Below are 11,284 nucleotides of genomic sequence, written 5' to 3'. Positions count from 1 at the left end.
AGTCACCGGTTCAATACCGGAAACTTTCCGCCTAGGAAAAACAATATAATAATGTACAACTTTTGGGGTGCACATCATGGCTGTCTTTTTTTAGTCTGTACTTAATTCGTTATTTTCAACATAGTTAACTTCTTGTCTCAACTTAGAAGCTAATTTCAAACTAATTTTATCGTTCAATAGTAATTCTTGAATTCCCTTACGGTAAGCTTCTAGCTCACGTTCCTTGGCAATTCTGTAGTACTTTTCGTAATCCAATGAACGCGTTCTCAAAGCCAAGCTAAGGTTAGTATATTCATCAACAATCGCATTAATTGCTTTAGAATCACCATGCTCTTTTAGCTTTTGAATGGTGTAGTCATTAACCATAATTAATGCTTTTTGGATTTTTAACTTTTGTTCCTTATCAGAGCGTTGTCTGAATAACCAAAGCTTAGTGGTTTGAACAGCTGACATAAATTCAAGCTTTAAATTAAAGTCATTAAATGCGACCAAGTTTTTCAATTCACGATGGTTAATTTGATAGTTAATCGCATTTGCTTCCTTGCTAGTAACTACCTTATCAGCAACTAATTTCTTAACCGCTTGATGTTCATATTGTACTGCTAGTGAACGAATACTCTTTTCTAATTCGTCAGGTTTGATTGAGGATAACTGTCTAATCATCAATTCACATTGATCAATTAAAATATTGCAAATGTGTTTATCAGGACGATCCATTTGTTTAATGTCATCAATCACGTAATTTAAAATGTAAATACGTGCCTTTTCTTCACTCCAATGGTTGTCATTGTTGTAAGAAACAACCGGGTCATTTTTGGAAATCAATGGTAAGACGATGACCGCAGCTAATAAACTTAACACAATCACAATTGATGCGATGAATAATACCAATTCACGATCAGGGAATGCTTCGTTTTGAACGGTAATTAACGGAATTGAAAGAATTCCGGCCATGGTAATGGCACCACGAACACCTGAGAAACCAACAATGTTGGCTGTTCTAATATCGATTGGTCCAACCTTCTTAGTAGTAATTAGGTTATGACAGATTTCGTATAGAATGATCCACACGATTCGAATGATTAGAATAATCAACCAAGTCACTACGGCATAGCCAATTGATTGGAAGGTGTTGAACTTCATGTCGTTAATAACAGCTTCCATCGCAAATGGTAACTCAATCCCTAAAATCAAGAACACAATCCCGTTTAATAGATAAACGATAATGTTCCAGGCTTGTTCACTAATCAATTGTAATTCTGCAGAAGATGATTGAGTTGAAGTATTATTCACGTGGTAGACAATTCCGGCTGTTACCACAGCAATTACCCCAGAAGCATGTAAAACATCTTCAGATAGCATGTAAATTACGAATGGTGAGACAATTTGTAGGACAACGTTAAATACTAAGTTAGTCAATCCATTCTTGTATAACCATTTACGCACCAAAGAGATAACTAACATGGTAACTACCCCAATGATTGCACCGACAATACTGATATAAAAGAAGTCCCCTACGGCGCTCTTCAATGAAAAAGCACCATAAACAGTTGCAGCGATGGCATATTTAAAACCAATCAAACCACTGGCATCATTGATTAAACTTTCACCGTTTACCAAGTGCAAAATATTCTTTGGTAGTCGCACTTTTTTGGCAATTGATTCAACGGCAATTGGATCGGTTGGTGATAAGATTGCAGCTAATGAGAATGCTACTGGAAGTGGCATCGATGGAATTAATTTATAAATTAACAAACCACCAAAGAACATTGTGATAAATACTAAGATAATTGCATTTGCGAAGATGGGCCATCTCAATTCCCAAAGTTCATCCTTGGGGAAACGACGCCCGTCATTAAATAGCAATGGCGCGATGAATAATAGTAAAAACCAATCTGTACTTAGGTTAATGCTGAAGTTACCAATCAATGCTAATCCACATCCGAAAACGACCTGGATTAAACTAACCGGAATGGCCTTAACATAGTGATTAATGATTGTTGATAGAAGCAGTAGTAACGTTAAAAATAAAATAATTTCAATAAGCTGCATGGATTATCCCCCTATTTGTCTTGTCCGATAATTCTTACTTCCGTTTCTAGATGTACTTTGTTTTTAGCGTAAACAGTTTCTTGCACGTGCTTGATTACGTTTAGGTAATCGGTGGCGGTAGCGTTATCAATATTCACGATGAAACCAGCATGCTTCTTAGATACCTGGGCTCCTCCTGATTGGTATCCTTGGAGACCGGCGTCATGAATTAACTTACCAGCAAAGTACCCCTCTGGTCTCTTAAATACGCTCCCACATGATGGTAAATCAAGTGGTTGTTTTGATTCACGTAATTCGTTTAGACGATCCATTTCTGCTTGGATTTCATTTTTATCCCCAGCGGATAACTTAAATGTGGCTTCCAAAACGATATCGTCTTGGTCTTGAACAGCACTATGTCTGTAACCGAAGTCTAGTTCGCTGTTTGATAGTGTCTTGATTTCGTTTTCTGGTGTTAAAACAGTCACTGATTCGATTACTTCGGCGGTTTCTCCACCATAAGCACCCGCATTCATGAAGACTGCTCCTCCGATACTACCTGGAATTCCGGCAGCAAATTCCATACCAGTTAAACCGTGTTGTTGAGCAACAATGGTAGTATCAATGTATCTAGCCCCTGCTTGAGCAATTACAAAATCATCATGAGATGTAATTTCGTTCATCTCGGTCAAGATGATGACTAATCCCCTAATGCCACCATCCTTGATGATTAAATTACTGGCGTTTCCTAAAACTGTGATTGGTAGATCATCACGTTTTGCCATTGATAGTAGTTCTCTGACTTCTTCAGTTTTTTTAGGAAAGGCAACCAAGTCAGCAGGGCCGCCAGTTTCAGTGAATGTATATTTTGATAATGGTTCATTCTTTAAAAGCTTAATTTTTTCCATTTTAATCATTTTCCTTAATTATCATAATTTATACGAGTTTATTCGTAGAAATCACATACTTTTAATATTTAATACGAGTAATCTCATATTAGTACATTTTTAATTTTACCACGATATCATATAGTAAGACCATGTTATAATGTTGAAAGAATAAAACGAAAGGACGTTATTAATGAACTTCGTTGCAATTGATTTTGAAACTGCCAATAATCAGCGTGCTAGTGCTTGCTCTTTAGCGCTAACCGTTGTCCGTGACAACAAGGTTGTAGATGAGTTCTATACTCTAATTAATCCAGAGACCGATTTTAATTATCGTAACGTAGATATTCATGGTATTCACGAAATCGATGTCGTTGACGCGCCTACCTTCCCTGAAATCTGGCCAGTAATCAAACAATTCTTTACCAAGGATCAATTAGTAGTTGCTCACAACAACTCATTCGATAATAGTGTATTATCACGTAGCCTACTGCGTTATGGATTGACCATTCCAATTTATAAAACATTAGATACTGTTAAAACTTGTAAGTATCTTTTTCCTGAATTCAGTAATCATAAGTTAAATACTGTTTGTGCCAATTTAGGAATTAGATTACATCACCATCACAATGCGTTAGACGATAGCTTAGCCTGTGCTAACATTTTAATTTATCAACAGGAACATTTTGATGATGAAGTTATCAAGTCATTCATAAAGCAAAAAAAATAAGCACCCATTGGGATGCTTATTTTTTTAATTCATATTGCATTTCTTGTGTGGATAACACACTACCAAGTGCGTTAATTACCCTCTTCTTTACGACGGTAAAGCCACTTTTTTGGTACAAGTGAATTGCATGTTCGTTGGTCTTTTTCACAACCAGCGCTAATGTGGATAAGTTACTATCATAGGTTGCCCAATCAATAACAAAGTCCATTAATTGGCCACCAATTCCTTGGTGACCATATTGGTTCAATACAGCAATCCCTAATTCACCGATTCCAGAATCTTGTAATTCTTGGACTTGAATCATCCCTACCGGTTTATCATCCAAAAAAGCTATACCGATAATAAAACTACGGGTTTGATTCACCAACATGATTTGTTGAGCTTGGTCATCTACAGATAACTTGCCAATATTTGGATCAATCGTGTATTGGTCTGATTCTTGTTTTAATTGTGCAATCAATTCGATTAACTTAGCCGCATCATCAGGTTGTGCACAACGCACCTCTAAATTACACATGATTACTTTTCCACCTGTGGAAAAATTTGCTTAACAATATCTTCAAATCGTTTTCCACTGGGTTCAAATGAAATGGTTCTAAAGTCTTCACCCTTTTCATCATCACGACGAAAAACAATCTTCAAGTAATCGTCAGGTAGTTCATCAGCGATAAATTCGGACCACTCGATAACGTTAACACCGTCACCATTGAAGTATTCTTCTAATCCTAGTTCATCCCCACTACCGTCATCTAAACGATAAATATCCATGTGATAAAGTGGTAATCTGCCTCCTTGATACTCACGAATAATGGTAAATGTCGGACTCTTGATATTACGTTTAATACCCAAGCCCTTGGCTAATCCCTTGGTGAAAGTAGTTTTACCGGCACCTAAGTCACCATCCAATAGGATGACGTCTTTAGCCTTTAATAATGGTGCAAGTTGTTCACCATATTGTTTTGTTTCATCAGGTGATTCTACGTTAACTTTAACCAAGAATCATCCCTCCTTTTGCTTATAGAGATTGGATTGCGTTAATGATTGCAACGTTGTAAACATCTTCAGCAACACATCCACGTGAAAGGTCTGATACTGGTTTGGCCAAACCTTGTAGTAGTGGACCGAACGCTTCAAAGCCACCTAGACGTTGAGCAATCTTGTAACCAATATTTCCTGATTGTAGTTCAGGGAATACGAAGACATTTGCTTGTCCAGCCACTTCTGAACCAGGTGCTTTCTTGTTAGCAACTTCTGGTACTAATGCAGCATCAAATTGTAGTTCACCATCTGAAGGAACATCTAGTTCTTCTTTAGCCATTGCAGCGGCTTCTTGAACCTTGGTTACCATGTCACCCTTAGCTGAACCCTTAGTTGAGAAACTTAGGAAGGCAACCTTGGGATCGATGTTGAATTGTTTAGCAGTGATAACACTTTGCTTAGCGACTTCAACCATACCCTTAGCATCTAGTTCGATGTTGATAGCACAGTCAGCAAAGATGTATCTAGTATCTCCCTTTTGCATTAAGAATGAACCTGAGATACGACGCATACCTTCTTGAGTCTTGATGATTTGAAGAGCAGGTCTAACAGTGTCTCCTGTGGCATGAGCTGCACCTGATACCATTCCATCAGCCTTATCCATGTATACCAACATAGTACCGAAGTAGTTAGCATCCTTTAACCATTCAGCTAATTGTTCACGGGTGTTCTTACCGTTACGACGTTCTTCTAATGCATCTAGCATTTCTTCGAAGTCTTTTTCTGGGTAGTTGTTAATGTCGACAATTTCAACGTTTGATAGGTTGAAGTCACCAGCATTTGCTTTGATTTCTTCAGGATTACCTAATAGTACTGGGTGAATTATGTTTTCGTCAGCTAAACGACTAGCTGCTTCGATGATTCTAATGTCGTCTCCTTCTGGGAAAACGATTTTCTTGTTTAAACCACTGATCTTTTCTTTTAATTCATCTAATAAACTCATATTTCTTCCTCCTAATGGATTGTAACGTGTTCTGGTAGTTGCCAATCAATTGGCTTTTCACCCAATGATTCTAGGGCGATATTGGTCTTTGAAAATGGTTTGGAACCAAAGAAACCACGGTGAGCCGATAAAGGACTTGGATGTGCTGATTCAATTACGATATTGGTCTTAGTATTAATCAACTTAACCTTGTCTCTAGCCGCTCTCCCCCAAAGGATAAAGACGACTGGCTCAGGACGTTCTGACAATTTTTCAATTGCAGTATCGGTTAGTTTTTCCCAGCCCTTTGATTTGTGAGAAAATGCAATTCCGTCTCGTACCGTCAAAACTGAGTTTAACAATAGAACTCCTTGTTTGGCCCACTTTTCAAGATAACCATGGTTAACCGGTTTGATGCCTAAATCACTTTCTAGTTCTTTATAAATATTTCTCAACGAAGGTGGTACCTTCACACCTGGTAGGACTGAAAAACTCAAACCATGCGCTTGGTTGGGTTCATGGTATGGGTCTTGTCCTAAAATAACCACTTTTACTTTTGAGAATGGTGTCCATTCAAATGCCTCATAGATTTGGTTAGCATTTGGATGAATTTCATAATTTTCATATTCTTCAACTAAAAATTTGCGTAAATCTTGGTAATACTCTTTTTCAAATTCTGGCTTTAATACATCCCACCAGTCATTGTGAATAAAAGGTTTCATTTATAACACCTCTATATACAATTTTATCATATATATAATAAATTCACATCGCAAAAAAGCGCCCCATAACGGGACGCTTTTTTTAGTAGTGTTTTAGGACACGTGAGATTTCACGTTCTTGATCACGTTTCTTCATTGTTTCACGTTTATCGTATTCATGCTTACCTTCAGCAACACCAATCAATACCTTAGCAAAACCTTTCTTAAGGTACATCTTCAAGGGAACAATTGTAACTCCCTTTTTATCTGTTTCCTTTGCTAAACGTTTGATTTCTTGCTTGTGTAATAACAATTTACGATTTCTAAGTGGATCATGATTGAACTGATTACCTTGTTCATATTCACTAATGTGAACATTCATCAATGTAGCTTGGCCATCTCTAATTTGGGCGAACCCATCCTTTAGATTGACACGACTTGCACGAACGGACTTGATTTCAGTCCCGGTCAATGCAATTCCAGCTTCATAGGTTTGTAAAACACGGTAATCATGACGAGCTTTGCGATTTTGCGCAACCAAGTTATCGTCTTTATTAGTTGGTTTCTTTTTAACCATTATCAATCACCTCTCAACCAATTAATGTTTTGAATTGGAATGATTACGACCATTACGGTTGTTGTTTCTTGAATGGCGGTTATTGTTGTTTCTACCAAACTTACCATTCTTGTTGTCATTTCTTCTGTTGTTATTACGACGACCACCGTTGTTTCTGCCACCGCGACCATGAGCACCATTACTGTGACTTTCTGGTTTTAGCTTAGACATTGGTGTGTCTTCTGGATTAACAATATCAAAGTCAACGGCACTTTGGTCAACGTCAACGTTAACCACCTTAACACGAACTGGTTGACCAATTCTGTAAGTACGGTGAGTATTTCTACCAACAAGTGCTAGGTACTTTTCAATGTATTCATAGTAGTCGTCTTTCATACGACTAATGTGAACTAATCCTTCAACAGTATTTTCAAGTTCGATAAACATACCAAACTTAAGAACTGAACTAACAGTTGCATCGAATTCTTCTCCGATGTGGTCTGCCATGTATTCAGCCTTCTTCATTGCATCAGTATCACGTTCTGCATCGATTGAACGACGTTCTGCCTTTGATGAATGATCTGAAATTTCTTCAAGTAATCCGGCGTATTTAGCCTTTGATTCCTTGTTGATACCGTTGTCTTCATAGTGGTGAATTAAACGGTGAACAGTTGTATCTGGGTATCTTCTGATTGGAGAAGTGAAATGAGTGTAGAATTCAGCACCTAGACCAAAGTGACCAAGTGGTTGGTCAGTATATCTAGCTTGCTTCAAACTTCTAAGCATCATAACTGATACGGCAGGTTCTTCTGGCTTACCGGCAACCTTCTTCAATACGTTTTGTAATACCTTTGGCTTCAAGTGATCAGGGTCACCCTTAACTTCTACACCGAATGCGGTTAAGAATTCGAAGAAGTTCTTTACACGTTCTCCATCTGGTGTTTCGTGAACACGGTAGATGAATGGTGCATGAGCTTTACAGTAATGTTCAGCAACAGTTTCGTTGGCAGCTAACATAAATGATTCAATCATTCTTTCAGCAGTACCACGAACTCTTAGCTTAATGTCGATTGGGTGACCAGTTTCATCAACGATGATTTCTGATTCATTATCATCGAAGTCAATGGCACCACGACGGCGACGTTGTTTGTATAGAATCTTGTGTAGTTCGCCCATTTCTTCAAACATTGGAACTAAGTCTTTATAACGTTCCATTGTGTTTTCATCATGTGCTTCTAGGATGTCATTTACAGCCTTGTAGGTCATTCTGGCCTTAGATCTCATCACACTTGGGTGAATACGATGGTCAACAACGTTTCCGGATGGGTTGATTTCCATATCACAACTCATACATAGACGAAGTTCGCCTTCGTTCAATGAACAAATCCCATTTGATAATCTTCTTGGAAGCATTGGGATAACTCTGTCTGTTAGGTAAACAGAAGTACCACGTTTGTATGCTTCTTCATCCAAAAGACTACCTGGTTTTACATAGTGAGAAACATCGGCAATATGAACACCTAAGTGATAGTTACCATTTGGTAATTTCCATACAGTAACGGCGTCATCCAAGTCCTTTGACGATTCCCCATCAATAGTAACTAGTGTTTGATCAGTAATGTCTTCTCGACCTTGCTTTTCTTCTTCACTAATTTCTTCTGGAATAGCGTCTGCTTCTTGTAATACGTCTTCTGGGAATTGAGCTGGAATATCATGAGCGTAGACGATTTGTAGGATGTCGATTCCTGGATCATCAACGCTACCAATTACTTCCTTTGCGATACCAACCATGTAATCTGGGTGGTCAGCATTTGGGTATTCAGTAATTTCGGCAGTAATTACTTCACCTGGTGTAGGTTTTAGACCAACACCTGTAACGTAAAACTTGTAGTTAATAAGCTTCTTTTCTTTTAGCTTAACTTGTCCAACGTATCCTTGGTCATCGTCAGTACGGGTGAATTCACCAACTACTTGTTCGTAGTTTCTTTCAACGATGTTTACAACCTTACCTTCTGGACCTTTACCAGAGTTTTGATCGGCACGTCTTACAATTTCAATTTGAACAGTATCACCGTTCATTGCTTGTAGTGTGTTGTCAGGTGCGATGAATGCATCTTCTAGGTTTTCATCATAGTTAACAAATCCGAACCCCTTTGGATTTGCATGAAATGTTCCTTCGATTGTTTCACCTTGCACGTTTAACTTAAAATTGCCTGTTTCAGTAACCATAACTGTCTTTTCGCGTTCTAACACAGCTAATGATTGGACAATTAGTTTAAATGCATTTGCACCATGGTATCCTAATTCATCGGCTAATTCTTCAACTGAAAATTCACGATTAGGGAACTTTTGAAGAACAGCATGAATTTCTTGTTTTAAACTATTATCTTCCACGATTTACTCCTTAAGTTTTAAATTTTCGATCTTAAATCAAATTCGATAACTCATATCTTGTATTTTAACATTTTTATACCGTCTATAATAAATGGTTTAACGGTTTCACATAAAAAAAGCTCCTGTAAAAATTACAGGAGTCTTATTAACTAGTGTGATGATAACCAAACTAATCCTAATGCTGATGCAAAGAAGATAATCAATAATACAACTGTTACTTTTTGCATAAAGGCTTCAAAACCACGTGGCTTAGAGTTGGCAAACAAATCATCAGCACCACCGGTTAAAGAAGACATTGCATCATTGTTAGTCTTTGCTGGTTGCATCAAGACAGCGATGATAATTAATACACTGTCAATCCAAATTATATTCATTAAGAAATTATACAATTCGTTGCCTCCTACCTAAAATACATAGGTTTCATCTTTAACTTTATCTTTACTGTTTAGTTTATCATAATACTTTCTAACATGCCAATTAATCAAAATTTTAATTATCCAATGTTAGTTTTTCCACATGTGTATATACATAACCACGGTTGTCGTAGTTTGTAGATATCTCAATGTTATCCCCAGCTTTAATGATTGTATCCCCATCTGGGATAATGTATTGTTCATTTCTTTTAATTGAACTAATTAGACAACCATCAGGCCAATTGATAGTTTTAACAGCTTTTCCATCCATATCTGACCCCAATTGAACTGAGAAATATAGGTTGGTTAGTTGTCCACTTGTTGACAACTTTTGCGGACTTAACATCTTTTGCAACATTTCATTGTAAATTGGACTACCACCTAATAAGTCGGTAACTTCGTATGCCACTAATGTCACAAATGCCAATGACATTAAGTTTTGTAGTGATCCAACCATTTCAGTGATAAGTAAAATAGCTGTAAATGGTGCCTTTCCGACACAGGCAAAGAACCCACTCATTGAGATGATGATGAAGTTAACAAAATAACTTTGTGGTAATACACCGAATTGAATTAACACCTCTGAATAAATCGCCCCAATCAATGCCCCTAATGAAAGCATTGGTAGGAAAATGCCACCGGGTAATCCGGTTGAATAGGATAGTATCGACATCACGAAACGAATCAACAAGAACCATAGTAATACCGTAATGGTGGGTGCAGCCTTGGCGATTGTTAATACCATTGTGCTACCCCCACCTACGATTGTGGGTAAGTACATTTCAAACGGAATGACTAGGATAAATGGAATCAATACCCATACAATGTTTGGTATCCATTCTAACTTAGCGTACCAGTCATTGACGTGGAGTGTAGCATACTCATAAATTAATCCACCGATTCCAATTACAATTCCCAATCCAATTAAGTATGGATAGATATGTAGTGGAATCACATGTGAATAACTCATATGTAATACTGGCACCTTTCCAAAGACAGCTGTGGAAACAAAGTTTGCACTAATGGCTGCCGAAAGTGAAGTTAACCATACCGATGTTGAAAAATTATGATAGATTTCTTCTAGCACAAACAATGTACTGGCAATGGGTGCATTAAAAGCTGCGGATAAACCAGCAGCTGACCCACCGGAAATAATTGTTTTACGTGCTTGTTTTGTCTGTTTAAATGTATCTGCTAGTCCTTGGGCAATAGCAGCACCTAATTGAATCGAAGGACCTTCACGGCCTAAAAATAGCCCACTAGAAATGGCAAGAACTCCACCAATGAACTTCTTGCTCAAAACCGAGAACCATGAATAATCTAGTTCACCGTTTAACTGCCCTTCGACCTGTGGGATCCCGGATCCTTTAATATTTTTATCTCGTTTTACTAAGTAATATACGAAAAATGCAATTAGTAAATTCAAAATGATTAAAATAATCAGTACCGATAAGTTAGTTCTTGCTATCTTAGCTAGTTTTAAAAATTGTGTAGATAGTCCCTCAATCGATATTCTAAATAGACTAACTACCATTCCGACTGCCAGTCCAATTAATAAACCGTACAGCACTGATTTAAATCGTCTTAAATTATCACTTTGCAATATGTTCGC

General features: G+C 37.5%; 11 protein-coding genes. 1 reads left to right on the top strand and 10 read right to left on the bottom strand.

Translation table 11 applies throughout. The annotated features are described in order from the left end of the window. Window positions 1–90: 90 nt before the first annotated feature. Both JUD45_RS03885 and murB read right to left on the bottom strand, forming a co-directional pair. Window positions 91–2,052: a cation:proton antiporter gene (locus JUD45_RS03885; RefSeq protein ID WP_138726976.1), complete on the bottom strand. Its 1,962-nt coding sequence runs from the start codon at window positions 2,050–2,052 to the stop codon at window positions 91–93. Window positions 2,053–2,063: 11 nt separating this feature from the next. Continuing rightward, window positions 2,064–2,948 (bottom strand): UDP-N-acetylmuramate dehydrogenase, encoded by an 885-nt coding sequence (murB, locus tag JUD45_RS03880; RefSeq protein ID WP_138726977.1) that lies wholly within the window; start codon window positions 2,946–2,948, stop codon window positions 2,064–2,066. A 163-nt stretch (window positions 2,949–3,111) separates the two neighbouring features. Between murB and JUD45_RS03875 the strand changes: the two genes are divergently transcribed. Then, window positions 3,112–3,648 (top strand): 3'-5' exonuclease, encoded by a 537-nt coding sequence (locus JUD45_RS03875; protein ID WP_138726978.1) that lies wholly within the window; start codon window positions 3,112–3,114, stop codon window positions 3,646–3,648. Window positions 3,649–3,664: 16 nt separating this feature from the next. Here JUD45_RS03875 and JUD45_RS03870 read toward each other — a convergent pair whose 3' ends face one another. From JUD45_RS03870 to JUD45_RS03835, 8 genes are all read right to left on the bottom strand, one after another. Further along, on the bottom strand, window positions 3,665–4,165 hold the full coding sequence (locus JUD45_RS03870) for a GNAT family N-acetyltransferase (protein WP_138726979.1): 501 nt from the start codon (window positions 4,163–4,165) through the stop codon (window positions 3,665–3,667). Window positions 4,166–4,167: 2 nt separating this feature from the next. Beyond that, entirely contained in the window at window positions 4,168–4,644 is a 477-nt protein-coding gene (tsaE, locus tag JUD45_RS03865) for a tRNA (adenosine(37)-N6)-threonylcarbamoyltransferase complex ATPase subunit type 1 TsaE (protein WP_053791570.1), read from the bottom strand. A gap of 19 nt (window positions 4,645–4,663) precedes the next feature. Beyond that, window positions 4,664–5,629: a phosphate acetyltransferase gene (pta, locus tag JUD45_RS03860; RefSeq protein ID WP_138726980.1), complete on the bottom strand. Its 966-nt coding sequence runs from the start codon at window positions 5,627–5,629 to the stop codon at window positions 4,664–4,666. Window positions 5,630–5,640: 11 nt separating this feature from the next. Continuing rightward, window positions 5,641–6,330 (bottom strand): uracil-DNA glycosylase, encoded by a 690-nt coding sequence (locus JUD45_RS03855; RefSeq protein WP_138726981.1) that lies wholly within the window; start codon window positions 6,328–6,330, stop codon window positions 5,641–5,643. Between the two features lie 82 nt (window positions 6,331–6,412). Continuing rightward, window positions 6,413–6,886 carry an SsrA-binding protein SmpB gene (gene smpB, locus JUD45_RS03850; RefSeq protein ID WP_041152547.1) on the bottom strand — a complete coding sequence of 158 codons (474 nt, stop codon included), beginning with the start codon at window positions 6,884–6,886 and terminating at the stop codon, window positions 6,413–6,415. A 21-nt stretch (window positions 6,887–6,907) separates the two neighbouring features. Continuing rightward, a complete protein-coding gene (gene rnr, locus JUD45_RS03845) occupies window positions 6,908–9,259 on the bottom strand; it encodes a ribonuclease R (RefSeq protein WP_138726982.1) in 2,352 nt (783 codons plus the stop codon). A 149-nt stretch (window positions 9,260–9,408) separates the two neighbouring features. Beyond that, the gene (gene secG, locus JUD45_RS03840) at window positions 9,409–9,648 is read right to left on the bottom strand and encodes a preprotein translocase subunit SecG (protein WP_034531960.1); all 240 of its coding nucleotides are present in this window, start codon (window positions 9,646–9,648) and stop codon (window positions 9,409–9,411) included. Window positions 9,649–9,748: 100 nt separating this feature from the next. After that, window positions 9,749–11,275 (bottom strand): ClC family H(+)/Cl(-) exchange transporter, encoded by a 1,527-nt coding sequence (locus JUD45_RS03835; RefSeq protein ID WP_225424296.1) that lies wholly within the window; start codon window positions 11,273–11,275, stop codon window positions 9,749–9,751. Window positions 11,276–11,284 lie beyond the last annotated feature (9 nt).

Source organism: Apilactobacillus nanyangensis, from assembly GCF_016861915.1.
Lineage (GTDB): Bacteria > Bacillota > Bacilli > Lactobacillales > Lactobacillaceae > Apilactobacillus > Apilactobacillus nanyangensis.
The sequence above is the reverse complement of the archived record's forward strand: the minus strand, read 5'-3'. Positions and strand labels throughout refer to the sequence as shown.

What these genes read in the sequence shown, in the direction of transcription:
- murB (WP_138726977.1), bottom strand. Translation starts at nt 2,948, where the DNA reads ATGATTAAAATGGAAAAAATTAAGCTTTTAAAGAATGAACCATTATCA.
- smpB (WP_041152547.1), bottom strand. Translation starts at nt 6,886, where the DNA reads ATGGTTAAAAAGAAACCAACTAATAAAGACGATAACTTGGTTGCGCAA.
- JUD45_RS03875 (WP_138726978.1), top strand. Translation starts at nt 3,112, where the DNA reads ATGAACTTCGTTGCAATTGATTTTGAAACTGCCAATAATCAGCGTGCT.
- JUD45_RS03855 (WP_138726981.1), bottom strand. Translation starts at nt 6,330, where the DNA reads ATGAAACCTTTTATTCACAATGACTGGTGGGATGTATTAAAGCCAGAA.
- JUD45_RS03885 (WP_138726976.1), bottom strand. Translation starts at nt 2,052, where the DNA reads ATGCAGCTTATTGAAATTATTTTATTTTTAACGTTACTACTGCTTCTA.
- JUD45_RS03870 (WP_138726979.1), bottom strand. Translation starts at nt 4,165, where the DNA reads ATGTGTAATTTAGAGGTGCGTTGTGCACAACCTGATGATGCGGCTAAG.
- pta (WP_138726980.1), bottom strand. Translation starts at nt 5,629, where the DNA reads ATGAGTTTATTAGATGAATTAAAAGAAAAGATCAGTGGTTTAAACAAG.